Genomic DNA, 24,691 nt, shown 5'->3' with positions numbered 1-24,691 from the left:
AAGCGGGATCAGGCTACATAAACTCTGGTGCTGGAACGCTCCGGTCATTAGCACTGAAGCAACCATTCCACGGAGGAAACACACGTCATGCAAGCATTGGCAATTATTGGCCTTTTTGGCCTCGTCATTCTGGGCAGCCTGTTCGTCGCACCGCGTCGCGCCACGATTGAAGGTTTTTTCAACGGCACCGGCACGGATGGCCGAGCGCCAGGTCTTTGGGTGCTGGTCCTAAGCCAGGTCACTACCTGGATTTTCGCTCGTTCTTTGATGAATTCGGCCATTCTGGGGTATTTCTTCGGGATTTGGGGCACGCTGGCCTATGCTGCTTACTACGGCTCTTTCCTGAGCGGCGGCTATATCGTAGGCCGATTGCGTGCAGGTGGCGCGGGCTCTGTGCAGGATTGGCTGGGCACACATTTTGGCGCAATGGGCAAGGCCTGCTACAACTTCGTCATTGCTCTGCGGCTCTTGTCCGAGGTTTTTGCCAATCTGCTGGTGGTGGGGCTGATCTTTGCCGCAGCCCTGCCTGAAATGGGCATCGCGCGCGACGCCTCTATCCTGATCGTCGCGGTGCTTGGGTTGGCCTATAGCGCTTGGGGCGGGCTAAGCGCGGCGCTGCGCACCGATGTGTTGCAGATGGTGGTATTCTTGGGCGTTTTCGCGGTTGCCTTTGTAGCGCTCGTGATCAGCCCCGGCTTTGACCTTGGGGCCGTGCTGACCGCGCCGGGCACTTCCGGTGCCTGGAGTGGCCAAGTTCTTTTGCTGGTGGCGCTGTTGCAGGTGTTCTCTTACCCCGCACATGACCCGGTGATGATGGATCGTGGCTTTATCGCCGATCCCGAGACAACGCGCCGCTCTTTCCTGCATGCCTTCTGGATCTCTACGCTCTGCATCATTGGCTTTGGCTTTTTCGGCATTCAGGCTGGATTGGTCGGGGCGGAATATGAGGGCGAGTTGATTGGCACTTGGGCCACGATGTTCCCGGCATGGCTTTTTGTGGCGTTGCTCGTGTCACTGCTTATTTCAGCTCTCAGCACGCTCGATTCCGCACTGGCCAGTGCCGCGCGGCTTGTGGTGGACGAGCTGAAACTGGGGCAGCGGTCGCTTGCGGGTGGGCGCATGGCAATGATCGCGTTCATGGTGGTTGGCACCGGTCTGACCCTATGGGGCAATCAGACGCTGTTCGACGCTGTGGCCATCAGCGGCACGGCCAGCATGTTTCTGACACCTATTCTGATCATTGGGCTGGTGATGGGGCGTGACATCGCACTCTGGTCCTATCTGGTGGCCTTTGGTGCGGCGATGTTCGGTGCCGTGCTCTACTTCGCGCGCGAAGCCGACTGGGCCGTTGCGCTACTGCCAGAGGCCCATAAATACGAGCAGCTGTTGGTCATCTGCGTGGGGGTGTTGATCGCTGGCTTTGCCGCGGTGATGATGGGCGCTCGACGCAGCTGAGCAGGGCGTGTTCCAAAAGAACAGGGGGCAGGCCAACACCGGCCTGCCCCCTTTTTCGTTTTCAGTGCTCTTGCCCGTTCAGGCGCGCTCGGAATATTCCATCGTCTCGGTGTTGACGACGATATCCTCGTCAGGTCCGACAAAGGGCGGCACCATGACCTTGACCCCATTATCGAGGATCGCAGGCTTAAAGCTATTGGCCGCCGTCTGTCCCTTCACGACGGGCTCAGTCTCGACGATGCGGCAAATCACCTTTTGCGGCAGCGCGGCGTGCAGCGCCTCGCTCTCGTGGAATTCAACCGTGATGGTCATACCGTCCTGAAGAAACGGACGACGTTCCCCCAAAAGGTCAGCGGGCAATTCGATCTGCTCATAGGTCTCGGCATCCATGAACACCAGCTTGCCATTCTCTTCATAGAGAAACTGCTGATCCTTTTGCTCAAGGCGCACACGCTCGACCTTGTCGGCGCTGCGAAAGCGTTCGTTCAGTTTGGAGCCGTTGCGCAGGTTCTTCATTTCGACCTGAGCAAAGGCACCGCCCTTGCCGGGCTTTACGTGATCGACCTTCACCGCGGCCCAGAGGTGGCCATTATGCTCCAGCACATTACCGGGGCGAATTTCGTTTCCATTGATCTTGGGCATTGCGTTCAAACCGTGACAAAAGGTTGATGTGAGATTGATGCTTCCTATATCTGGAGGGATGATGGGTGGCAAGACAACGAAATGTCGTTATGCATCGTGGCGAGGTATGCAAAATTCGCATAGAAGTTATGCAACTGTGCTCTATCCGAATCGCAAAAACTCCGCCATAAGGTCCGTCACGCCCAAAACGCAAGAGCAATAAGAACAAGGACGAATGATGAAGGATTTCGTTGACGGTACGGCTTTCAACGCCGAACAGGGCAACCGTGCTCGTAAACTCTTTGCGGCCGTTGTGCTGGCCGCTCTGGATGACGCCATTTCCGATGACAAGAAATATGGCAATGGCCCCGAGCAGATCGCCCGCTGGGCGCGGTCGCGTGATGGCCGCGAAGTATTGTCCTGCGCCGGGATCGACCCGAATGAGCGGGTTGTTGCCGGCCTGATGGATTTCGTATCCAAGGGCGTGCGCACCTCTGTGGCCCTCTCGCGCGAAGAAAGTGAACGCCGCAATGCTGCGGCGCAGGCCGAAGCCGCCTGAGCACTGCTGCCTGACCACGTATCAAAGCCCTGCCCTTGCGGCAGGGCTTTTGCGTTGCGGTCGGGAAAACAGGCCTTTGTGACGGAAACCGGCCTTTCCCCCTGCACGCTCAGACGGTATCAGCACAGAGCGGCAAAAGGGGCATCGCAATGACACGCGCGATCATGATTCAGGGGGCAGGCTCGAATGTGGGCAAGTCCATGCTCGTGGCAGGTATGGCGCGCGCCTATGCCCGACGTGGCCTGTCAGTGGCCCCGTTCAAGCCGCAAAACATGTCAAACAATGCCGCTGTCACCGTGGATGGCGGCGAAATCGGTCGCGCGCAGGCGCTTCAGGCGCTGGCCGCGTACCGCGCGCCACACACCGATATGAATCCCGTACTGCTCAAACCCGAGAGCGATATTGGCGCCCAAGTGATCGTGCAGGGCCGCCGCTTTGCCACGCTGCGCGCCCGCGACTATGCCCGCGCCAAACCGCAGTTGCTGGCCCCCACGCTTGAGAGTTTTCACCGCCTTGCCGCCACCGCAGATCTCGTGCTGGTCGAGGGGGCGGGCAGCCCCGCGGAAATCAACCTTCGCGCCGGAGACATCGCCAATATGGGCTTTGCCGAGGCCGCAGGCGTGCCCGTGATCCTTGTGGGTGATATCGACCGGGGTGGGGTCATCGCGCAGGTTGTCGGCACCCAAGCGGTGTTGCCGCCCCAAGATGCCGCCCGGATCAAGGCTTTTGCCATCAACAAGTTTCGTGGCGATGTCAGCCTCTTTGACGACGGCTTGCGCGAAATTGTGGCGCGCACAGGCTGGCCCTCTTTGGGCGTCGTGCCATGGTTTTCAGACGCATGGCGCCTTCCGGCTGAGGATGTGATGGATATCGCCTCGACCAAGGGCGGCGCTTTCAAGGTGGTCGTGCCGCGTCTTGGCAGGATTGCCAATTTCGACGATCTTGATCCCCTCAGCAACGAACCGGATCTGAGTGTCGAGATCATCGGGGCAGGCAGCCCCCTGCCCGGCGATGCCGATTTGGTGCTTATCCCCGGAAGCAAATCCACTATCGCCGATCTGGCACATTTCCGCGCGCAAGGATGGGATATTGACCTTGCCGCCCACATCCGGCGCGGCGGGCATGTGCTGGGCATCTGTGGCGGCTATCAGATGCTGGGGCAGCGGATCGAAGACCCGGACGGCATCGAGGGCCCTCCCGCTTCGGTGCCCGGCCTGGGGCATCTCGACGTCGTGACGGTGATGAAGCCGGAAAAGCGACTTGCCCTGACACAGGCCACCTATCTCGAAACTGGCGATGCCGTAGAAGGATATGAAATCCATTTGGGTGAAACCATCGGCCCGGATTGCGCGCACGCATGGCTGCGTGTCGGGGATCGCCCTGAGGGGGCCGCTTCGGCCAGTGGCCGGGTGCGCGGCGCTTATCTGCACGGGCTCTTCGCGTCCGACGCGTTTCGTGCGGCGTTTCTGGCGGGGCTAGGTGCGCGATCAGACCTGAGCTATGGGGCAGATGTCGAGGCCACGCTCGACGCTCTCGCGGCGCATCTGGAAGCGTATATGGATTTAGATCTGCTCTTTTCGCTCAGTGCAGACATTCCGACTCAGTCGAAATCCTGACTGGTCAGCGCGCGGTGAATCTCGCGGCGCACAAGTTTGCGCACGTTGCGGGTGATCCGCTCGCCCAAGGCACCTTGCAATTCTTGCCGAACAATCTCGGCCACCAAATCACGCAGGGCCTCTTCATCCAGCACGGCGTCATCCATCAGCAGACCCTCACCGCGATCCGCATCGGCATCCGGTGCCGGGCGCAAATCCGCCGCATCCGCATCCTGCCAATCCTGAACATGGCGTTCCGAGGCCAGATCGTCCGACTCATCCCAGTCGGGATCAACTGAGGGGGCCGTCTCGGCCTCGTCCAGCTCTGCCTCTTCGTCACCCTCTGGCTCATCCGTCTCGGACCAACTCAGCACCGATTCAGCGGCTCCCCCGGCGTAATCGTCGTCAGAGGCGCCATCCGGCTCCCACTGATCGTCGCGCCCGGCGATCATCGCTTCAAATTCTGCAGCCTGCGCGCTCAGTTCCGACGGAAGATCAGGCGTCTGATCGGTTTCACTGAACTCTGTCTCTATCCCCTCAGGCGCACTTTCGTCCTGAATATCTGTCTCATGCTCAGACAGATCCATGCCTGTCCAAACGCTATGCGCATCCGGATCTTCGGCATCCACAGCCTCGGCAGGCGGCTCTGCTACGGGTTCATCCACCCGCAAGGCCGGTGTCAGGACAAGCCGGTCCGCCGCCGGCATCCCAGCCTCGCGCGGCGCGGCCACGGTTGTGCTCAGGCGTTCGGCTTGGCCATTCGAGACCAGCCGCCTTATCGACGACAGGACATCCTCGATTTCCACATTGGTCACGGGGTCGGACATGCTCTTGTACCATTCTTGCCTATGCAGAGCTTACCGCTGCAGGCGGTGCCACACAACCGTTTCAAAAACTTTTCAGTTTTTTCCCAAAGCCCGCAACACCCGGTCGAGCTTCTGGCCCTGCGGACTGCTTTCGATCGGCGCATCTTTGACCAGTTCGTAATAGGCGGCCGGATCATAGGTCTGCACCCCAAGGTTCAGATCCCGCGCCGTCAACTCGCCAATCGACGCCAGCACCGAATAGGCGGCAATCACCACATCGGCATTGGCCGAGATCAGATTGGCCCGCGCATCAAGCAGGTCCTGTTCGGCATCCAAGACATCCAGCGTGGTGCGAGCGCCCAGTGTCGCCTCTTCGCGGGTGCCGTCAAAGGCAACTTGGGCAGCACGCACCGCCTCGCGGCTGGCCGTGCGGCTGGCGCGGGCGGCGCGCAGATTGGCATAGGAATCGCCCACATCCTGCTTGACCTGAAGCCCCGCCAGATGCAGCAGCGCCAATTGCGCATCGCGCTGCGCCATGGCTTGGCGTTGCTGCGACGTGAGGCGGCCACCGCGATAAATCGGGCCGCGCATTTCGACGCCCAGACTGCCGGTGCGCGACATGTCTGACCCGTCGAGTTCTTCGGATGCCCCGACGCGCGCCGTCAGATTCAGGGTGGGCAACAGCGCTGCCTCAGCGGCGCGGATGTTCAACTCGGCGGCGGCAACATTGTGCTGCGCCTGCAAAAGATCCGGGTGACGCCGCAGAGCTGCGGCTTTGGCGGCATCGACATTCTCACCCAGTTGCGGCAATTCGCTCGGTGTCTGCAAACTGCCCGGATCACGTCCGATTGCCTCGCGGAACTCCTCGATTGCGCGCGTAAGGTCGCCCTGCGCCGCAGCCAATCCGCTTTGCGCCAATGCCACAGCGGATTCCGCCTGCGCCACATCGGTGCGGGTCACCTCGCCTACCTCGAACCGGTCCTGCGCCGCGCGCAGTTCCTCGCGCAGCAAACGCAGGTTGTTCTGCCGCAGATCCACGAATTCCTGATTGCGGATCACGTTCATATAGGCCTGCACGCCCGTCAGCAGCACGAATTGCTCAACACTGATCAGGGTCTGGCGCGTGGCCAACACGGTCTCTTTGGCGGATTCGGTCAAAAAATCGCTGCGCCCGAAATCATAGACCAGCAGGCTTCCGGTAATCCCAAGATTGAGCGATGTTGACGTGTTGTTACGATTGGCCCCTTGGGACCGCGTATCCGATGAATCGAGGGTGATCCCCGAAGTCCAATCAATGATTGGCCGAAGACTGGCCACCGCCTGCGCCACATTCTCATCAGCCGAGCGCAGCAAGGCGCGGTTCTGTTCCAGAAGGCCACTGTTGACATAGGCGCTCTTGAGCGCATCGGCGAGTGTTTCAGCCTTGGCTGTAACCGGCGCAAGGCCCAGAATTGCCAGCCCGAAAACACCGCCCAAGGTCCGCAACTTGTTCGTTCTCATGCGCTCGCCATCCCTCTTTTGCCGCGCCGCTCCCCTCACAGGGTAAAGGCCGCGTGCCGTTCAAATCCGCGCAGCACCGGCGCACCCGCATTAAATGCGTAGCGCCAATTGATCCGCCCGTCGATCTTGTAACCGATCCGCACCACCCCAAGCGCACCCTCCATGAAAAGGCAAGCCATGCGGCCCCCTTCCTTGAGTTGCGCCGCCAGAACCTCGGGCAGATGCTCGACCGCGCCCTGCACCGTTATTACGTCATAGGGCCCGTGTTCCGGCGCACCGTCGGCCAAAGGCCCCTCGTGCAGAACCACATTGTCAGCCCCCTGCTCAGACAGGGTGCGCTGCGCCTCAGCGACCACAGATGCCTTATCCTCGACCGCAACGACCGCTTCGGCCATGCGCGCGATCACAGCCGCAGAATATCCATAGCCCGAACCGATATCGAGCACGAGATCGTCATTCTCGATCTCAAGCGCGTCAAGCATCTTGGCCAATGTGCGCGGATCAAGCATCACCCGCCCTTCGCCCAGATCAAGGTTTTCGCCCATATAGGCCGCCTCGCGCAGGCCGGTGGGAACAAACGCCTCACGCGGGACCGACAGCATGGCGTCGATGATCGGAAATTTGGTCACATCGGACGGGCGAACTTGCGTGTCCACCATCATCGTGCGCCGCGCGGCATAGTCTGTCATGATCGAAGCTCTTACGTTCGGAATCCTATCGATTGCGGTTTTCGCACAGAACCCGTTCCGCGGCAACGGCTATAGGTCCCAGAGGCGCGGGACAATTCGACCTTGCAAATTGACCCTGCTCAGCCTGCATTGCCCACTTGCACCACCCGGCCCGATCAGATAATTCATCCCAACCACACGGAATGGCGAGTTGGCGGAGTGGTGACGCAGCGGATTGCAAATCCGTGTACAGGAGTTCGATTCTCCTACTCGCCTCCATTTAAAATCAATCGCAGATATGATTTATGACGAACAGAGCTTCGCGTGTCTGAACACCGTGTTTTTGTTCAGTTCGCAAATCTCTGTCGCAGATCAGGCAAACGGCTGTCTCGACACGCCTGAAATCAGCGTTGGCGGGTGGTCAGCATGCCTCGGTCTTTGCTCTGCCCTCGCACCCGATCACCGCAATAGCCGGTCAAAACCGCGCCCCCGCTGGCGGTGGCGCGCCATTGGACGGTCAGGGCAACGTCAGACGCGCTTGACTGACGCGCGCGAATTTTGGCGCGGGCGCGAGGCCATCCCTCGCGTCTTCACTGCCTAATCGATCATCCTTGCGGCCTTGAGCGCGATATCATCGAGCCCCTCGCCGCCGGTGGCAACAAACTCGCGCAGTTGCTGGCGCATGCGCGGCTCCCAGAAATCCCGGATATGCGCAGCAACGCGGGCCGCTTGATCAGTGCCCGGCTGTGTTTTGAAAAACGTAGCGATCTGGTTGACCATATGGACCATTTTCTCAGGCGACATCGGGAACCTCATGGGGAATGCGATGGGGATGGGAATACAGATCGAAGCCGCCGCCGCGTGCAAAGGCGGCAAGGGTAAGCCCTGCGCTCTCGGCTAACCGTAGCGCATGGGCCGTGGGCGCAGAGACCGCGACCAGCAGGCCGCAACCCGCGACCGCGCATTTCTGCACAAGCTCAACAGACAGGCGGCTGGTCATCACGATGCCACCCTCTGCCGGGTCGATGCCCGCCCGCCAGAGAGCGCCAATGAGTTTGTCGAGCGCATTGTGCCGCCCCACGTCCTCGCGCGCCATGACCACACCGGCACCGGGCAGGATAAACCCCGCAGCATGAGTAGCGCGGGTCAGATCATGAAGCGGCTGGCACGCACTCAGGGCATCGGTCGCGCGGGCAATCTCTTGCGCGGTAAACGCAGGAGAGACATGGGCAACCGACGGCACCGGGCGCACCGCCTGTTCAAGGCTGTCGATACCGCACAGCCCACAGCCCACCGGCCCGGCCATATAGCGCCGCCGCGCTGCAAGCGCCTCTTGCCGGTCTCCTCGCAACCAGAACCGGGCCTCGATCCCGTTACCATGCTCGGCGATTTCAAAGCCTTCGATGTCCGCCTGAGTGGTCACGATCCCCTCGGTTACCGCGAAGCCATAGGCGAAATCGGCGATATCGGCAGGCGTCGCCATCATCACGGCTTGTGTCGTGCCATCGAATACAAAGGCCACCGGCACCTCATCGGGCAGAGCGCGGATGACGCGACGCGCCCCCTCGCCCTGCACCGAGAGGCCCGGACGGCTTTGGGTGGGAGAAAAGCCCATCGCCGTCACTCCGCCGCAGGCAGGATGCGCCGCGCCTGTGCGGCCTGCGCGGCGTAATCCTCTTGCCAATCACTTGGCCCGTTCGACAGGCTGACCTGAACCGCCGTCACCTTGTATTCCGGACAGTTGGTGGCCCAGTCCGAGTAATCGGTGGTTATGACATTGGCCTGCGTATCCGGATGGTGAAAGGTGGTGTAGACCACGCCGGGGCTGACGCGATCTGTCAGCATGGCCCGCAGGGTGGTTTCGCCTGCGCGACTGGCCAATCGAACCCAATCGCCCTCTTTCAAACCCCGCACCTCGGCATCATGCGGATGGATTTCCAAGAGATCCTCTTCGTGCCAGACCACATTCGCGGTGCGCCGTGTCTGCGCGCCGACGTTATACTGACTGAGGATGCGCCCGGTGGTCAGCAACAGCGGAAACCGCGGGCCGGTTTTCTCATCAGTCGCCACATATTCGGTGACGATGAACCGCCCCTTGCCGCGCATGAACCCATCTACATGCATCAGCGGCGTGCCCTCGGGATGTGCTTCGTTACAGGGCCATTGCACGCTGCCCTTTTCTTCTAGCAGGGCATAGTCGACCCCGGCAAAGCTTGGCGTCGTTGCAGCGATTTCCTCCATGATCCGCGCCGGGTGGCTATACGTCCACCCTGCCCCCATGGCGTTTGCAAGCATTTGGGTAATTTCCCAATCCGCATAGCCGTTGAGTGGCGGGATCACCTTGCGCACGCGGTTGATGCGGCGCTCGGCATTGGTGAAGGTGCCGTCTTTCTCCAAGAAGGTCGAACCGGGCAGGAAGACATGCGCGTAATTGGCAGTCTCGTTGAGGAAGAGGTCATGCACGATGACACAGTCCATCGCAGCCAGACCCGCCGCCACATGCTTGGTGTCGGGGTCCGATTGCAGGATATCCTCGCCTTGGCAATACAGCCCCTTGAACGTCCCATCGACGGCAGCATCGAGCATGTTGGGAATGCGCAAACCCGGCTCGGCGTCAATCTCTACGCCCCAAGCCTCTTCAAAGACTGCGCGCACTTCTGGCCCTTTGACATGGCGATAGCCGGGCAATTCATGCGGGAAAGACCCCATGTCGCAAGAGCCCTGCACGTTGTTTTGCCCGCGCAGAGGGTTCACGCCCACGCCGGGCCGCCCGATATTGCCAGTCAGCATCGCGAGGTTGGCAATGCCCATGACCGTGGTCGAACCTTGGGAATGTTCGGTTACGCCAAGACCATAGTAAATCGCCCCGTTCCCACCATGCGCGAAAAGCCGGGCCGCGGCGCGCAGTTCCGCCGGGTCGACCCCGGTCAACATCGCTGTCGCTTCTGGCGAATGGCGCGGGTTGCTGATGAATTCGGCGTAATGCTGAAATTCATCCCAATCACACCGCGCGCGGATGAAGTCCTCATCCATCAGCCCCTCGGTCACGATGACATGCGCAAGTGCGCTGACCACCGCCACATTGGTGCCGGGGCGAAGCGGCAGGTGATGCGCCGCCGAAATATGCGGTGATTTCACAAGGTCAATCCGGCGCGGGTCAATCACGATCAGCTTGGCACCGGCACGCAACCGCTTTTTGAGGCGGCTTGCAAAAACCGGGTGCCCATCGGTCGGATTTGCGCCGATCACAACCACCACATCGGTATGTTCGACAGAGTCGAAATCCTGCGTGCCGGCAGAGGTGCCAAACGTCTGGCCCAAGCCATATCCTGTAGGGGAATGACAAACGCGCGCGCAGGTGTCGGTATTGTTGTTACCAAAGACTGCGCGCGCCAGTTTCTGCACCAAATAGGTTTCTTCGTTGGTGCAGCGGCTTGAGGTAATCACGCCGATAGATTTCTTGCCATATTGCGCCTGCAAGCTGCGCAGACGGGTGGCTGCAAAGCTGAGCGCCTCGTCCCAACTGACCTCTTGCCAGGGATCAGTGATCCGCTCGCGGATCATAGGCTTTAGGATGCGGTCGTTGTGATGGGCATACCCATAGGCAAATCGCCCTTTGACGCAGGAATGCCCGCGATTGGCCTTGCCGTGTTTATATGGCACCATACGCACCAGCGTGTCGCCGTTCATCTCGGCCTTGAACGAACAGCCAACGCCGCAATAGGCACAGGTCGTGACAACCGAGCGATCAGGCGTGCCCAGCTCGATGATGGATTTCTCCTGCAAAGTCGCCGTCGGGCAGGCCTGCACGCAGGCCCCGCAACTCACACAGTCAGAGGCGAGGAAATCATCATCCGCATTACCCGCCGATACGCGGCTGTCAAAGCCACGGCCCTGAATGGTCAGGGCAAATGTGCCCTGCACTTCTTCGCAGGCACGCACACAGCGGTTACAGACGATGCATTTGCTGGGGTCATAGCTGAAATACGGGTTACTGTCGTCCTTTGGCAACCATTCCGGATTGGCCTCGCCACTCGTGTTCCGAGCCTCGAAATGGTTGACCATGCCGCCATCCTTGGGGGCCTCGTAGCGCACATCACGCAGACCGACCGCACCGGCCATATCCTGCAACTCGCAATCGCCATTGGCAGAGCAAGTCAGGCAATCGAGAGGGTGATCAGAGATATAGAGCTCCATCACCCCTTTGCGGATCTTGCGCACCTTTGACGATCCGGTATGCACCACCATGCCCGGCGTCACAGGCGTTGTGCAGGACGCAGGCGTGCCACGCCGCCCCTCGATTTCCACCACACAGAGGCGGCAAGAACCAAAAGCTTCAAGATTATCAGAGGCGCAGAGCTTGGGGATGGAAATCCCCGCCTCGGCCGCTGCGCGCAACACCGATGTGCCCTCGGGTACGGTTACGGCAACACCGTCGATCTCCAACGTCACCGGGGCTCCCACTTTGGCGGGCGTGCCCATGTCGCGGTCTTTGGGAATAATGAAATCTTTCATTCGGCGGCCTCCTGCTGGGTGGCGAAGTCATTCGGAAAATGCGTGAGTGCGGACATGACCGGAAAGGGTGTGAACCCGCCAAGTGCGCAAAGCGAGCCGTCTTTCATCGTCTCGCACAGATCGGTCAAAAGCGGGATCGCCGTTCCGTCGCCCGCCGCGATACGGTCGATGGTCTCTACGCCCCGCACGGCCCCAATCCGGCAAGGGGTGCATTTGCCGCAGCTTTCCACAGCGCAGAATTCCATCGCGAAGCGGGCCATTTGCAGCATGTCGGCGCTATCGTCGAACACAACCAGCCCGGCATGCCCCAAGAGGCCGCCTTTTGCGTCTAACTCTTCATAGCCAAGCGGGGCATCAAAATTGCTGACCGGGATATAGGCGCCAAGCGGCCCGCCCACCTGCACCGCCTTGACCGGACGGCCCGTCATGGTGCCGCCGCCCAAGTCATTGACCACCTCACCCAAGGTGATGCCAAAGGCGGTTTCGAATAGCCCCCCGCGCGCCACATTGCCCGCGATTTGCAGGGTCACAGTGCCACGCGACCGGCCAAGCCCGAAATCGGCATAATGCTGCGCGCCCCTCTCGAAGATCACCGGCACAGTGGCCAGGCTGATGACATTGTTCACCACCGTGGGCCGCCCCAGGAACCCTTCAAGCGCGGGCAGTGGCGGCTTGGCGCGCACCACGCCGCGCTTACCTTCGAGCGAGTTCAACAGCGCGGTTTCCTCGCCACAGACATAGGCCCCGGCCCCAACTCGGATTTCCATGTCAAACGCGTGGCCAGACCCCAGCACATCAGAACCAAGCACCCCTGCCCCACGCGCAATCTCGACCGCACGGCACATCACCGCGATGGCATCGGGATATTCCGACCTCAGGTAGACATAGCCGCGTGTGGCCCCCACACCGATCCCCGCAATCGCCATGCCTTCGACAAGGCTGAACGGGTCTCCTTCCATGATCATCCGGTCGGCAAATGTGCCGCTGTCACCTTCGTCGGCATTGCAGACGATGTATTTCTGCGGCGCTTGCGCCTCCTGCACCGTTTTCCATTTGATCCCGGTCGGAAAGCCCGCTCCGCCGCGTCCACGCAGGCCGGATTTTGTGACTTCGGCGACGATGTCATGGGCGTCCATCGCGATAGCCCGGCGCAGACCAACCAAGCCCCCATGGGCCGCGTAATCCTCCAGATCGAGCGGGTCGATCACCCCTGTGCGGGCAAAGGTCAGCCGCGTCTGACGTTTCATCCAGTCGAGGTGTTCGACCGGGCCAAGAGCTTTGGGGCTCGTCCCATCAAGAATACCTCCAACATCGCCAACTGTCGCCGGGCCATAGCCATGGCGCACGCCATCAATCTCGATCTCGACAAGTGGCTCTAGCCAGATCATGCCACGCGTGCCGGTGCGAATGATTTGCGCCTCGGGCGCTGTAGCGCGCAGCGCGGCGACCACGTCTTCGGCACCAAGCGCCTTGGCGGCGCTATCCATCGGAACATAAATCTTCATGCGCCCGCCTCCGCCAAAAGGGCATCGATCCGGGCGGCATCCACCCGGCCCACCACGCGGTCATCCAGCATGGCCGCAGGTGCGCAGGCACAAAGGCCAAGGCAATACACCGGCTCGACCGTGACTGCGCCATTGGCCGTAGTGCCATGCCACGCAAGCCCCAGCTTGGCCAAGGTCGCCTCGGCCAGCACAGCACCACCCACCGCCTGACAGGCCTCGGCGCGGCAGATTTTCAGCACATGCCGTCCAGCGGGGTTGGCACGGAAATCGTGGTAGAAACTGATCACACCATGCAGCTCTGCGCGGCTGATGTTCAGCGCTTCGGCGATTGGGCGATGCGCCGCCTCGGGGATATATCCAAAGGCAGCCTGCATCGCATGCAGGATCGGCAAAAGCGGCCCTTCCAGATCACGATGCGCGGCTAGGATCGAGGTGATGTCGTCGGGGGCGGGTGTGGTCATGGCTGGCCTCTTTCGATTGCTGATGCCAGTCAATCAGGTTTCACCATGCCATATCAATATCGTTATACGGTGGATTGATAGCTATTGCCTATCAAGAATCCCCTCCTAACCGCCGCGCCTCGCGCAATAGGCTTTCCAGAACGGGCGTATGCGGTTCGCGCCATGGCGCAACGAGACCAACCGAATGCGCCGGTTCCGAGCCGATCAATGGGATCAAGTCCACGTTTTTTCCGCTGGCATGGAAGCGTGCGGCATCCTCGGGCAAGACTGTCATCCAGCCGCCCGCCTCGACCGTTGCCATCAGAACAACGGTGGAATTCGACTCGATCCACGCCTCGGGTGTCACCTCGACCGCCGCGAAATTGCGGTTGATGATGCGGCGGTTTTGCATGTCGGGCGTCAGCAGACAGAGCGGCTCTCCCGCCAGTTCAGCCCAGCCCACATGCTCGCGCCCGGCAAGACGTGCGCCTTTGGCACAGACCAAAAGGTAACGCTCTTCATAGAGCGGTTCCATGCTGACCCGCCCCATCGGCTCGTTGTCGAGATAGGAAATGCCCGCGTCGATCTCGAGATTATCTAGCATCGACAGGATCTCGATCGAGGTACGCGACAGGATCGTGAACCGCACCTTGGGATGCTTGGCATTGAACCGATGACAGAGCCGCGCCGCCCATGTCAGCGCAGTGGGAATGGCCGCAATCCGCAACTGGCCGGACAAGCCATGCCGCTTGGCGCGCATCTCTTCGCGCAATTGTCGGGCGTCGCCAACGATCCGGCGCGCCCAGACCAGCGTGGCTTGCCCCTCTGGCGTCAGCCCACCATAGCGTGAGCCCCGAAAAATGAGCTGCACGCCCAATTGTTCCTCAAGCTGCTTGATCCCGGCTGAGAGCGACGGTTGTGTGATCCCGATCCGAACCGCCGCACGGCCGAAATGCCCCTCTTGCGCGACCGCGATGAACATTTCCAGCTTGTCGATCATGATTGCCCCAGCGAATGAAATGCAGGAGATTCGATAGAAACCACAAATGGACGCACACCCGCAAGCCTGCACTAGCGGCCTGTGATCCCTCCTGGCAGAAGGCCAGCCGGGGCTAAAGATGCGCATGGGAAGCACTTCGGCAACGTCATCAAAGTCGCGCCGCAGATTGCGTTCAGAAAAAACCCGCCAGCTTGGGCTGGCGGGTTTGTATAGTCGTCATAGGAACGTGAAATCATCCACCGTCAGTTGCGCGGCGGTGACCCCTTCGACGAGGATCGTGTTGCCATTCACCGTCATCTGCGCGCCGCCCGTCACGTCGACGATATTCATCGCCGTGACGAACCCCGCCAGACCGTTGCCGCCGTTGTTGATGTTTTCAACGCCAGTATCGGGATCGAAACGGCGGATGAAGAAGCTATCCAAACCGTCCTCGAAATCGGTGATGACATCGGCCTCGCCGTCGAAGAAGGCGCTAAACACGAACTGATCAGCCCCCGTTCCGCCGGTGATCACGTCATTGCCAGCGCCTGCATTGATCGTGTCATTGCCCGCGCCACCGTCGATCGTATCGTTACGCCCGCCGCCCGCGAGGAAATCATTGCCCTCGCCGCCAAGGATGCTGTCGTCGCCTTCACCGCCGCCGACGCTGTCATTGCCCGCACCTGCGTCAATCGTGTCGCGCCCGGTGCCGCCGCCGATATCGTCCGCGCCCTCACCACCGTCGATGAGGTCATTGCCAAAGCTGCCCGACATGCTGTCGTTGCCGTCGCCGCCTTCGAGCGTGTCGTCGCCCGCACCGCCTGCGACCACGTCATTGCCTGCGCCGCCGGTCACGGAGTCGTCTCCGAACCCGGCCCCGATGATGTCATCGCCCTCACCGCCATCAATGGTATCATTGCCAAGGCCACCGCCGATGTTGTCGTTGCCAAGGCCGCCCGAAATTAGGTCATTGCCATCCGCCCCGGCGATCGAGTCATTGCCCGCCCCGCCGTCGAGAATGTCATTGCCTGACTGTCCGAAGACACCGTCATCGCCGCCCTCACCGCGTAGCACGTCATCGCCCGAATTCCCGATCAAGGTATCCGCCAATTCTGTGCCGACGCTGGCCAAAGGCACATCCAGCGCTGAGGTCAGGAAACTTTCGTCATTGGTCAGCGCGAAATCCAGCACGGCATTCTCGAAGGCTTCGCTGCCCTCTTGCAATCCCGCAGCCAGTGCCGCCTCGCGCGCGGTGGCAAGCACCTCCGGATCAAGCGTATCGAGCGAAACAATCGCGCCGGGGAAATCCGATTGGTAAAACCCATTCGGGCTCTCGCCGGACTCGTAAGAAAAAAGGGTATCCCCAAGACTGCTGATCCGCCAATCATCGCGATACGCGCCATAGAGCTCTGAAAAGACCAAAGGCCGCGCCAAGACGGTGCCATCGGCCCGCGCAATATCATTGTCCGGGTTGCCATCCCCATCCCCAAGCAGCCCCTCAAGCGATCCGAGCAGTTCGGCGTTCAGGCGCACATCAAGGTCAAGCCGCCCTTCTCGCACCCGCACGACAACCTGACTGTCGCCATTGCCGATCGCACCATCCGCGCCGGGATAAACAATGGTGTAAACATCGCCGCGCCGGTAAATGCGCCCCTCGCCCACATCAAGAGAGGACCCATCCGCAAGCGCCACAACCGCACCATTCACGTGCAACGGATCAGGATCTGCAGCGTCAATCATCACTGCCGTGCCGTCGAGATTGGTGGCAATGGCCTGATTGACGCTGACATTCGCGGCCACCGGCACCATGCGCGCCTGCAAGGCAAAGCCCTGCGCATCGGTCGATTGCAACAGGACGAACTCACCTGCTGCCTGAAAATCGTAATCCACGCCATCCAAAGTCTTGAGATGCGGATCGCCAGAGACCCAAGCCGGGAAAGCATCGGTTGAGAACTGAGGCAAGAGATCCAAAAAGGCGTCAATGATATCAGGATTGCCCGGCCCCGTGAAACCGAACGCATCCAGCAGCAAGGTTTCGGGCGGCACCCCCTCGAGCGCCGTACGGATCGCGTCAAAGCCAACAGTCAGCAGGCCAAAATCGCCTGCCGCGATGTCTTCCAGAACTCCAATGGACTGGTCGATCACCTGCTGCACGCTCAGCCCATCCGGCACATTATCTGGCGTCAGGATCGCCTCGAGTTGCGCGCGGATTGTCGGAATTGAGAACGCAAGAAAGCTGAAGTCGGTTGTGATCAAGCTCGCCTCGGCCGCGTCGATCAAGGCAAGGTAGTCTCCGACCGTGATGGCCTCGGGGTTGATGGTGAAGGCGTTGTTCAGATCCTGATCGCCGAGAAAGGTCAGTGCCGTTAGCAATTGTCCGTTCAGCGCTGTCAGATCGTCGACGCTGGTTATGTCAAATGTGTCGGGAAACATTCATAGCTCCATTTCAATACTTGGGCATTATTGCAAAATCTTGTTCAGAGAGGCCCATAAGAGGGCCAAGCCGAACATACACACTCCACCAATCAACCAGCGGGCGCTCGATACCATCCCATTTATGTCTGCGTTCACTGCAGGCAGCCGGGAGGATGGCGTGAAACAACTCACAAAAGCACCCGGTGAGATGCTGGTTGATCTTATGAGAAAATCTTAGTCTTCACGAAACCGTGAAATCAAGAGGCGCGTGTCCAAACCTGGTGTGAAAATTCCGCCACCTGCCCCCCGGGTGATGCCGGTCGCGCTGCCAACCCGCACCGGGGTGTTGACCCCGTATTAGCGGCGTGAGCGCGCGCTTGGCGTCACCTGCGCGCCGCTTCGTAATCCCGCGTATGCTGATGCGTCCGAAACGGCTGTAATTTGGGGCTTTTATCCTAAAATCGCAAAATTCACGTGGCACAGAAAATCAGCAAGGATTTGTCTCATGTGCTTTGCAAATACCCGCGCGGGTTGTTTTTTTTGAGTTTTAGTGTAGGTAGACATCCTTCACACCAGCAAGGAGTTAGGATGACCGATAAAAATTCGGACAAAGGGTTTGTTGCAATTTTAGGTTGGAGTTTGCGTTACATTGACGCGCTCGAAAAATTTGATCGTAGGTATGTAATCGTCGCTCCCGCTTGGGCTGAGTCCTATGCAGTCGAGCATGACTTACCGTTTGTTTCCTGGGATTTTGAGCGGCTCAACGACCGTTCCTTCGAACTTGCCACGACACTGAAAGACATGGGGGTCGACGTGGCGATTCCCCTTTTCGAGGAAACGGTCGAGTGGGCAGGTGCTGTCAACTCCGTGTTGATGAAAAACCCGCGCTTGTTGGGTCAATCCATGTTGTTCCGCGATAAATCACTTATGAAACGCCGCGCGCAGTTGGGTGGCATCCGTGTTGGCATCTTTGAGGAAGCCATGGATCAGACGGATGTGATCCGCTTTCTCAGACGCGTGAACCAGACACTGCTGAAACTGGATGGCGACCCGAATGATCCGATCCATTTCAAGGCATTCGACAAGGCGGGGTGTCTGGGGCACCGCGTGATCCGCACTGCTGACGATGTGGCCTCCATCTCGGACGATGAATTTCCGGCGCTTCTGGAAAGCCATCTGGATGGTTGGGAATTCGCAGTCGAGGCGTGGATCAAGGATGGTAAGATCCAGTTTTTGAACATTTCAGAGTATGTCACCCTGGGCTATTCCGTTTTCGTCCCGGCAACCCCTGAATTGGAGCAGTGGCGCGGTCGTATCACGCAGGAAATTGAAAAACTAATTGACGTGTTCGATATCGATTTCGGTTTCATCCACCCAGAGTATTTCGTCACCTCTGACGGCACCATGTACTTCGGCGAAGTGGCCTATCGCCCGCCGGGCTTCAACGTGTTCGAACTGCTCGAACGCGCCTACGGGTTCAACGCCTATCAGGCGCTGGTTCTGGTGTTCGATCCCAAGACAACGCAGGACGAGCTTGATGCCTTCTTTCCGACCCCAGTCACGGATGCGACAGGCCATGCCGGGTGCTTTGGCGTCTATCCCCGCCGCCGTGTGGTCAGCAATCTGGAAATCCCCCCACAGACCGAGAGCCATCCCTATTTTGACTTTCACGAACTCAACCCGCCACATGCGCAAAAGGTAACCAAGCGGACGGCGTTCGGCACGCATTGGGGCCTTGTGTATTTTTATGGCGAGGATGCTGTCGAAATGCGTGACTTGCTAAAGGCGCAAGAAGAGCTGGATTACTATCTGTGACGATCGCTGCGGGCCCCGCCGACGGCTGTGGCACCCATGATGTCGCGCATTTTCGTTGTTGACCCCTTGGGGTTGCCGCATCCTTGAAGTGACGGTTGGCAGCATAAACAGTGCCCCGGCCAATTGAATAAGGGCGACGCTATGGTCGAAGCCGATATGACAGCCCATTTGAACGCCGCTGGACAGCTTGCAACGCTTCTTGACCGGCTCGACCGGCAGATTTGTGGTCTGCAAAGCGCGTCGCGTATTGGCAAGAACAACCATGCGCTGCGCGTGTTGGATGCGGCGCGCCCGGTGCTGCAGCATGAGGACGGATTGCCAGCCTTGCGGCAGCGCGCCGGCCTCATGGACCAGGCTGGGCTGTTCTCTGGCACGGATTGGGGACGTCCGACGCACCTGCTGCCGAACCTTGTCAAACATACCCTGACACAGGCCAGCCAGCAGACGATCACATTAGAAGCGATGAGCCTGCTACGCTTTCTTGTGGTTGCCACAGGCGAACATGCGACGCCTGATCTGTCGCCTGCGCAGGCCGAACAATTTCTTACGCAGGTTCTGTCGTTCAATCTCGACCGGCTGCTCGGACAGGGCCTGAACGAGGCGCAACGCCACGCGCAAAATGCGCTCACACCGGCTATTGACCGGCTGATGCGGTATCTGTTGCAAGAGGTTGGGACTGACGGTGTCTTGGATCACCTGACAGACGAGATCTGGCGCATCATGGCGCAGCGACCTTTGCAGGTTGATCACGTCAAGGCGATGATCCTGCAGATCGCAAGCGCCCTACAAACCGGAACCGCCCTCACCGCCGACGCCCATCGGGGGGCCGACAGGTTGATCAGCGCCTTATTTGGTCCGACCGCCCTGAACCGAGAGGACCCGGGCATTCCAGCTTATATCGACAGACTGTCACGAGCGGACGAGCGCACGGTTCAGGAAGAGGCCTATGCCTTTGCCCGCGCCATGCACGACACGGGGTTGGTATCAGATTATCACGCCAGCTTCTTGCGTTGGGCAATTGAGGCCGATCAGACCAAGGTGCTCCCCGATGCCTTGGGCCTGTCGAGCACCGGGCTTGATGCCCTGCGCTGCTATGAGCCGCTGGTGCGCGCCTTGGTCGATGTCGCCATTCAGCCCGGTACAGCGCAGGCGGTCTATGGGCTGGCGCTTATGTTGGAACGGGGCATTCTGTATTCCCCTCCCGTTGCGCCGTCCCTGTGGCGCCTGTTGGAAACACCACTAACCGAAGAGTGCATCTGCGCATTGGAGGCAACCTGCGGTACGGCGCTCCCTGCGCGAACGCATCTGATTGCAGGGCTCATCATGTTCTTGGGCCAACCCCTTGGTGTCGGTCAGGGCAACAATCCGACCTGCCAATCTGCCCGGGCCTTGTCGATGTGGGCGTTGAACGATCCTGATTACCTGCTCTGGCTGATCGCACAGGTGGCACGCAGGGACAGGCTGGTGCTGCATTTCGAGGGCGAACCACTCGACACCGCGACCCTACCGCCCGGCCTTGCGACGTCGGCGCTGCTGGATGCCGATCCCATCTCTGTCCTGCTGGTACCGCATCTGGACCGCGCCTATGCCGAAATGGGCCGCCGATGTCTCGGCCGCCCCGAAGACCCACATCGCTGGATCAATCCCGGACTGCACGGCTGGTGGGTTGGGCGCGAGTTTCACATAGCCGTCGATGTCGCCACAGGCGCATTGAAACACTATGAGGATTTCCTGCGCCACTTTCACGCCTGTTACCACCCGCAATACAATGGCAACCAACCAGTCATCCACCCGCAACCTGCCGGGATCGCCGTGACAGACTCGGGCGCGACCTTTGTAGGCTGGCACGCGATCACACTAATCCGGGTAGGTCTGGACCCAACAGGGCAGATGCGCGTTTACTTCTTCAATCCCAACAATGACAGCGGACAAGATTGGGGCCACGGTCTCGTTGTCTCGACACAGGGCAGCGGAGAGCGGTTCGGTGAAGGTTCACTACCTTTCGAGGATTTCGCCGCGCGGCTCTACTTGTTCCACGATGACGGGCTGACGCCCCGTCCAACAGTGCCGGTGCCGGACGATCAGATTGCGAGTATCGCAGCCAAAGGCCGGAAAAGCTGGGCCGCTGGCCGTGGCGATCTGTGTCCCACACCGCCAGACTGAAGGGCCAGAAAGGCCCAAGTTTGCGCTGCGCGCTGGCTCGATGAAATCCCCCACGTTATTGCCCGCACCAGCCTGAACCCCCCTGACGTCCGATGGAGTTTTCGAGGGCGTCGCGCTCGAACGAGCCATTCCTTGGCGTTGAAAGCGACCTGAACCTTGTTACGGACAAGAACGTCGTTGCTTGCCCGGTTGGCTTAAAAGGTGTGTTCTTTGAGGACCCGGAGATTTTACAAAATCGCCGAGCCTAGCTTGGACCGACGGAACCGCAGTGAACCTATTGTGCTTTTCAGGTCCATCCAGTTGCAGTGGTTCGGCAGGTGACAAAGGCGATTTACCTCCCGCACGCCAGCGCATTAGCAAGCACGCGACCACATATAGGCGTGCATCTCGACATTCCCGCCAGCCGAAACCGGCGGGGTTTATCCATTACAGGAACTGAAAATCCTCTACCGTCAGTTGCGCCGCCGTGATGCCTTCGACGAGGATCGTGTTGCCATTCACCGTCATCTGCGCGCCACCCGCCACGTCGACGATGTTCATCGCTGCCACGAACCCAGCAAGCCCATTACCGCCGTTGCTGATATTCTCAACGCCGGTATCGGGATCGAAACGGCGGATGAAGAAGCTGTCCAAACCGTCCTCGAAATCGGTGATCACATCTGCCTCACCGTCGAAGAAGGCGCTGAACACGAACTGATCCGCATCTGCACCCCCGGTCATCACGTCATTGCCTGCGCCGCCGTTGATCGTGTCATTACCCGTGCCGCCGTCGATGATGTCGTCCCGTCCACCACCGGCAAGAAAGTCATTGCCGTTGCCACCCGAGATAGTGTCATCCCCCTCGCCGCCGCCCACACGGTCATTGCCCGCACCGGCGTTGATGGCATCGCGACCGGTGCCGCCGCCGATGTCATCCGCCCCCGAACCTGCGTCGATCAGATCGTTGCCAAAGCTCCCGGACATGCTGTCATTTCCGTCGCCGCCCGAGAGCGTGTCGTTCCCGGCGCCGCCTGCCAGCACATCATTGCCAAGGCCGCCTGAGACGCTGTCGTCGCCAAAACCGGCCCCCATCACATCATCGCCATCGCCGCCGTCGATGGTGTCATTTCCGACCCCTCCGCCGATGTTGTCATTGCCAGAACCACCCAGCACAACGTCATCGCCATCCGAGGCAGAGATACGGTCATTCCCGGCGCCACCGTCAATCGTATCGTTGCCCGCATCACCGGCGAGCGTGTCGTCGGTGTCACCGCCAGTAATCGTGTCACCGCCCTCAGGCACCTCTGGTGATGAGTCAGAAAGTGTCGCCGCACGGGCAAAGTCGATTTCTCTTGAATCGTCAGAAGTTGAAATCCAGCCGGTAGGATTAGAGTAGAAATCAACCAGCCGAATGCTGGATTGACCAAGAGTGCCGATCACAAGGTCATTCCCAAGCCGTTCCAGCAAATTTGTGTTGAAGTCAACGCTCATCCATGGAGCGAATTCCAGGATACCGCCAGTATCAACAATGAGCTTATCCCCAAAGCTGCGAGAGACATCCGATCCCTCAAATCCGCCGTTTCCAACGCTCATTGAATAAGTATCAAGACCCGCCCCGCCATGGACAACGTCATCCCCAAGAAGAGGCAAGATATAGTCGTCTCCATCACCTCCATGGAGAGTGTCAGCACCGTTGCCGCCAAAGAGGGTGTCATTGCCCGCGTCACCATGAAACAGGTTTGCGACGTCGGAGTAAATGTTTGCGCCCAGTGAGAAGTTGAAGAATGACCCTGCACCGATGTTGTCATCACCGGCCCCGCCGTGGATCGTATCCGCGGAGTCAAATCCACCTATCAACAGATCATTATCATTTCCGCCAAAGAACAGATTTGCACCGTTATTAAGCCCTTGGAATTGATCTTCGCCATCTCCGCCATGCGCTTCGAAAAAGGCGGCAAGACCGTCTGAAGGACTGGACCCGAAGATCGTGTCATTGCCTGCGCCCCCATCAACAAATCCAGAGACCTTTACGACAAAGGAGATACTGTCGTTGCCCTCGCCGCCGTCAACGGACACAATCGACGGCACTGTCAGGGCGAAGGGCAAGACACCGCTCGTCGCGTCGCCTCTCATGTCGATGATGTCATCGCCCCCGCCAGCGTTGATCATGACGCGCCGCGCGGCAAAACCTCCGCCTGCGTCACTAAGAGAATCGTCGAAATCCGTCAGAATAACTTCAACATCCTCATTTGAGAAAAGGCTGCGCGTATCAACAAGCTGCGCGCCATAGGCATCGTTAAAGCCCGATGGATCTAGTCCGATCCAATCGGCAAAGGTCAGGCTGGTGGTCACATCGGGTGTATAGACGAGGCGGACAGTCCCCGCAGCCGGGTCGGGGCCGAAATTCTCTGCAACAATCCGTATGGCCGTGGCTAATGACGCGGGTTGCAACGCCTGCAAGCTCGCGAGATGTTCCGCATTTGCCAGCGTCGCCGCTGAGACAGCAAATGCTGTCGCATCGTTAAAATCCGCAAACGGCGCTGAGGGCAGCGGCCCAAAACTCCGCTCAAGTGTCGGCAACCCTTCGAAGCGCAAATAGCTCTGGCTGCTCAAACCAAAGAGCGTCAACTGTGCCTCTCCGGTGAAAAAATCTTCGGACGCGAAAAACTCGGGATCGTCGGCGTAGAAAATGGGGGAAAAAACATCCCCAGAACCAGACACTTGCTGTGAAAATGTTCCGAACGCATCGATGTTAAATCGGAAACTGCCGGTTCTTACTTCATCGAACTCCACGAAATTGTAGCTTAACACACCTGAAAGAGCGCCCAGAGGGTCCCAGAACTCAGCAGGCAGAAAAGTGCCATCAACGGTGCCAAACAAGTTACTTATGCTATAGCCCGTGAACTGATCGATCCCGACAGAGGACGAGGAATAGTCAAACACATGCGTCATAATGTTTCCTCTCGGGCATAAAATTCAAATTCCGGAACGCCTTGGAGTGAGTTTAGATTTACAAATTCTCTGGTCAATCTTTGCCTGCTGAAGTCGGGCGAAAACAATGACCTGCCAGTGAAAAGCTTTGCCGCTCAGAAACGGTTCTTCAAAATGAGCAGTCTGATCTTGATCAACGCGGTGGGAGAATACCAAGACTGCTCCCCCCGCAGATGCCGCAAAATCGGCATCAAAAATGGTGGCTCGGGTGGTTAAAAGATGGCATCGCGCTTAGCCCGAATTATTCCTCCAGCTTTGATGGGGCTTCTTGCTTCCCTTGTAAGCCAAGCTCTTACTTAGGGCAGCAAAGCGCCTATTTTTCGCGCAACCGAAGACGTGAACGGTGGTGGTGGCATTCATTCACGACACTCAAGAATATATCTAAAATGCAATCACAAGAAAATGAAATGGCCGAGCCAATGCAAACCGAAAACTGGATCAACGGCAATATAAATTATTAATAATCAATCGCTTATTAATTCCCTTTGGGGCTGCTTATGTAGTAAAAACAGTGCAGTATTTTCAAAGTAAGTTGGTTGCGGGAGCTCGCTTTCAGAAATACTTGCTTTTGTATTCCACGCCTAAGGTAGATCATTTTCACTACGCCACTTCTTAACTGGGGACACGCAGAATGGCGGACTCCAGACTTTCGTTGCGGCCGCGAGTGCATATTTGCGCAAATCAA

The 24,691-nt window shown here is 59.2% G+C and carries 17 protein-coding genes and 1 tRNA gene; 6 read left to right on the top strand and 12 right to left on the bottom strand.

Features of this window, described 5'->3' with window-relative positions; all coding sequences use genetic code 11:
- Positions 1 to 87 precede the first annotated feature (87 nt).
- Entirely contained in the window at positions 88 to 1,455 is a 1,368-nt protein-coding gene (locus RAK1035_RS13725; protein ID WP_008282187.1) for a sodium:proline symporter, read from the top strand.
- Between the two features lie 78 nt (positions 1,456 to 1,533).
- Here the strand turns inward: RAK1035_RS13725 and efp are convergent, their stop codons facing one another.
- On the bottom strand, positions 1,534 to 2,097 hold the full coding sequence (gene efp / locus RAK1035_RS13720; RefSeq protein WP_008282186.1) for an elongation factor P: 564 nt from the start codon (positions 2,095 to 2,097) through the stop codon (positions 1,534 to 1,536).
- A gap of 217 nt (positions 2,098 to 2,314) precedes the next feature.
- On the opposite strand from efp, the gene RAK1035_RS13715 reads away from it, so the two are divergent.
- On the top strand, positions 2,315 to 2,635 hold the full coding sequence (locus RAK1035_RS13715; RefSeq protein ID WP_037271076.1) for a DUF6280 family protein: 321 nt from the start codon (positions 2,315 to 2,317) through the stop codon (positions 2,633 to 2,635).
- Positions 2,636 to 2,784: 149 nt separating this feature from the next.
- The gene (locus tag RAK1035_RS13710; RefSeq protein WP_008282184.1) at positions 2,785 to 4,251 is read left to right on the top strand and encodes a cobyric acid synthase; all 1,467 of its coding nucleotides are present in this window, start codon (positions 2,785 to 2,787) and stop codon (positions 4,249 to 4,251) included.
- Here the strand turns inward: RAK1035_RS13710 and RAK1035_RS13705 are convergent.
- From RAK1035_RS13705 to RAK1035_RS13695, 3 genes are all read right to left on the bottom strand, one after another.
- A complete protein-coding gene (locus tag RAK1035_RS13705) occupies positions 4,236 to 5,057 on the bottom strand; it encodes a hypothetical protein (protein ID WP_008282183.1) in 822 nt (273 codons plus the stop codon). The two genes, RAK1035_RS13710 and RAK1035_RS13705, sit on opposite strands and share 16 nt — an antisense overlap.
- A 72-nt stretch (positions 5,058 to 5,129) precedes the next feature.
- Positions 5,130 to 6,536 (bottom strand): TolC family outer membrane protein, encoded by a 1,407-nt coding sequence (locus RAK1035_RS13700; RefSeq protein WP_008282182.1) that lies wholly within the window; start codon positions 6,534 to 6,536, stop codon positions 5,130 to 5,132.
- A gap of 35 nt (positions 6,537 to 6,571) precedes the next feature.
- Positions 6,572 to 7,225, bottom strand: a complete 654-nt coding sequence (locus tag RAK1035_RS13695; protein ID WP_008282181.1) for a protein-L-isoaspartate O-methyltransferase family protein — start codon at positions 7,223 to 7,225, stop codon at positions 6,572 to 6,574.
- 184 nt (positions 7,226 to 7,409) lie between these two features.
- Here RAK1035_RS13695 and RAK1035_RS13690 point away from each other — a divergent pair.
- Positions 7,410 to 7,483: transfer RNA gene (locus RAK1035_RS13690), tRNA-Cys, on the top strand.
- A 318-nt stretch (positions 7,484 to 7,801) separates the two neighbouring features.
- Here the strand turns inward: RAK1035_RS13690 and RAK1035_RS13680 are convergent.
- The 7 genes from RAK1035_RS13680 to RAK1035_RS13650 form a co-directional block, all read right to left on the bottom strand.
- On the bottom strand, positions 7,802 to 8,008 hold the full coding sequence (locus RAK1035_RS13680) for a formate dehydrogenase subunit delta (RefSeq protein WP_008282178.1): 207 nt from the start codon (positions 8,006 to 8,008) through the stop codon (positions 7,802 to 7,804).
- Positions 7,998 to 8,819, bottom strand: a complete 822-nt coding sequence (gene fdhD / locus RAK1035_RS13675; protein WP_037298310.1) for a formate dehydrogenase accessory sulfurtransferase FdhD — start codon at positions 8,817 to 8,819, stop codon at positions 7,998 to 8,000. Before fdhD ends, RAK1035_RS13680 begins: the two co-directional genes overlap by 11 nt.
- A 5-nt stretch (positions 8,820 to 8,824) precedes the next feature.
- Positions 8,825 to 11,719, bottom strand: coding sequence for a formate dehydrogenase subunit alpha (gene fdhF, locus RAK1035_RS13670; protein ID WP_008282176.1), 2,895 nt, complete (start codon positions 11,717 to 11,719; stop codon positions 8,825 to 8,827).
- The gene (locus RAK1035_RS13665; RefSeq protein WP_008282175.1) at positions 11,716 to 13,224 is read right to left on the bottom strand and encodes a formate dehydrogenase beta subunit; all 1,509 of its coding nucleotides are present in this window, start codon (positions 13,222 to 13,224) and stop codon (positions 11,716 to 11,718) included. Before RAK1035_RS13665 ends, fdhF begins: the two co-directional genes overlap by 4 nt.
- The gene (locus tag RAK1035_RS13660) at positions 13,221 to 13,685 is read right to left on the bottom strand and encodes a formate dehydrogenase subunit gamma (protein ID WP_008282174.1); all 465 of its coding nucleotides are present in this window, start codon (positions 13,683 to 13,685) and stop codon (positions 13,221 to 13,223) included. The genes RAK1035_RS13665 and RAK1035_RS13660 overlap by 4 nt, the downstream gene beginning before the upstream one ends.
- 91 nt (positions 13,686 to 13,776) lie before the next feature.
- Positions 13,777 to 14,664 (bottom strand): LysR family transcriptional regulator, encoded by an 888-nt coding sequence (locus RAK1035_RS13655; RefSeq protein WP_008282173.1) that lies wholly within the window; start codon positions 14,662 to 14,664, stop codon positions 13,777 to 13,779.
- A gap of 216 nt (positions 14,665 to 14,880) precedes the next feature.
- The gene (locus RAK1035_RS13650) at positions 14,881 to 17,076 is read right to left on the bottom strand and encodes a VWD domain-containing protein (RefSeq protein ID WP_008282172.1); all 2,196 of its coding nucleotides are present in this window, start codon (positions 17,074 to 17,076) and stop codon (positions 14,881 to 14,883) included.
- A 570-nt stretch (positions 17,077 to 17,646) separates the two neighbouring features.
- On the opposite strand from RAK1035_RS13650, the gene RAK1035_RS13645 reads away from it, so the two are divergent.
- The gene (locus RAK1035_RS13645; protein WP_008282171.1) at positions 17,647 to 18,873 is read left to right on the top strand and encodes an ATP-grasp domain-containing protein; all 1,227 of its coding nucleotides are present in this window, start codon (positions 17,647 to 17,649) and stop codon (positions 18,871 to 18,873) included.
- Positions 18,874 to 19,014: 141 nt separating this feature from the next.
- Positions 19,015 to 21,036, top strand: a complete 2,022-nt coding sequence (locus RAK1035_RS13640; protein WP_008282170.1) for a hypothetical protein — start codon at positions 19,015 to 19,017, stop codon at positions 21,034 to 21,036.
- Positions 21,037 to 21,462: 426 nt separating this feature from the next.
- Here RAK1035_RS13640 and RAK1035_RS20530 read toward each other — a convergent pair whose 3' ends face one another.
- A complete protein-coding gene (locus RAK1035_RS20530; protein ID WP_008282168.1) occupies positions 21,463 to 23,967 on the bottom strand; it encodes a calcium-binding protein in 2,505 nt (834 codons plus the stop codon).
- Between the last annotated feature and the right edge of the window lie 724 nt (positions 23,968 to 24,691).

Origin of the sequence: Roseovarius sp. AK1035 (genome assembly GCF_003288315.1) — a bacterium.
Classification (GTDB): Bacteria; Pseudomonadota; Alphaproteobacteria; order Rhodobacterales; family Rhodobacteraceae; genus Roseovarius; species Roseovarius mucosus_A.
Note: the sequence above shows the minus strand (reverse complement) of the source record. Positions and strands in the feature narration are given on the sequence as shown.

Coding starts and splice junctions, on each gene's coding strand:
- fdhD (WP_037298310.1), bottom strand. CDS start 8,819: ATGGGCTTTTCTCCCACCCAAAGCCGTCCGGGCCTCTCGGTGCAGGGC.
- RAK1035_RS13665 (WP_008282175.1), bottom strand. CDS start 13,224: ATGAAGATTTATGTTCCGATGGATAGCGCCGCCAAGGCGCTTGGTGCC.
- RAK1035_RS13725 (WP_008282187.1), top strand. CDS start 88: ATGCAAGCATTGGCAATTATTGGCCTTTTTGGCCTCGTCATTCTGGGC.
- RAK1035_RS20530 (WP_008282168.1), bottom strand. CDS start 23,967: ATGACGCATGTGTTTGACTATTCCTCGTCCTCTGTCGGGATCGATCAG.
- RAK1035_RS13650 (WP_008282172.1), bottom strand. CDS start 17,076: ATGTTTCCCGACACATTTGACATAACCAGCGTCGACGATCTGACAGCG.
- RAK1035_RS13715 (WP_037271076.1), top strand. CDS start 2,315: ATGAAGGATTTCGTTGACGGTACGGCTTTCAACGCCGAACAGGGCAAC.
- RAK1035_RS13700 (WP_008282182.1), bottom strand. CDS start 6,536: ATGAGAACGAACAAGTTGCGGACCTTGGGCGGTGTTTTCGGGCTGGCA.
- RAK1035_RS13695 (WP_008282181.1), bottom strand. CDS start 7,225: ATGACAGACTATGCCGCGCGGCGCACGATGATGGTGGACACGCAAGTT.
- fdhF (WP_008282176.1), bottom strand. CDS start 11,719: ATGAAAGATTTCATTATTCCCAAAGACCGCGACATGGGCACGCCCGCC.
- RAK1035_RS13645 (WP_008282171.1), top strand. CDS start 17,647: ATGACCGATAAAAATTCGGACAAAGGGTTTGTTGCAATTTTAGGTTGG.
- RAK1035_RS13655 (WP_008282173.1), bottom strand. CDS start 14,664: ATGATCGACAAGCTGGAAATGTTCATCGCGGTCGCGCAAGAGGGGCAT.
- RAK1035_RS13710 (WP_008282184.1), top strand. CDS start 2,785: ATGACACGCGCGATCATGATTCAGGGGGCAGGCTCGAATGTGGGCAAG.
- RAK1035_RS13705 (WP_008282183.1), bottom strand. CDS start 5,057: ATGTCCGACCCCGTGACCAATGTGGAAATCGAGGATGTCCTGTCGTCG.
- RAK1035_RS13640 (WP_008282170.1), top strand. CDS start 19,015: ATGGTCGAAGCCGATATGACAGCCCATTTGAACGCCGCTGGACAGCTT.
- efp (WP_008282186.1), bottom strand. CDS start 2,097: ATGCCCAAGATCAATGGAAACGAAATTCGCCCCGGTAATGTGCTGGAG.
- RAK1035_RS13660 (WP_008282174.1), bottom strand. CDS start 13,685: ATGACCACACCCGCCCCCGACGACATCACCTCGATCCTAGCCGCGCAT.
- RAK1035_RS13680 (WP_008282178.1), bottom strand. CDS start 8,008: ATGTCGCCTGAGAAAATGGTCCATATGGTCAACCAGATCGCTACGTTT.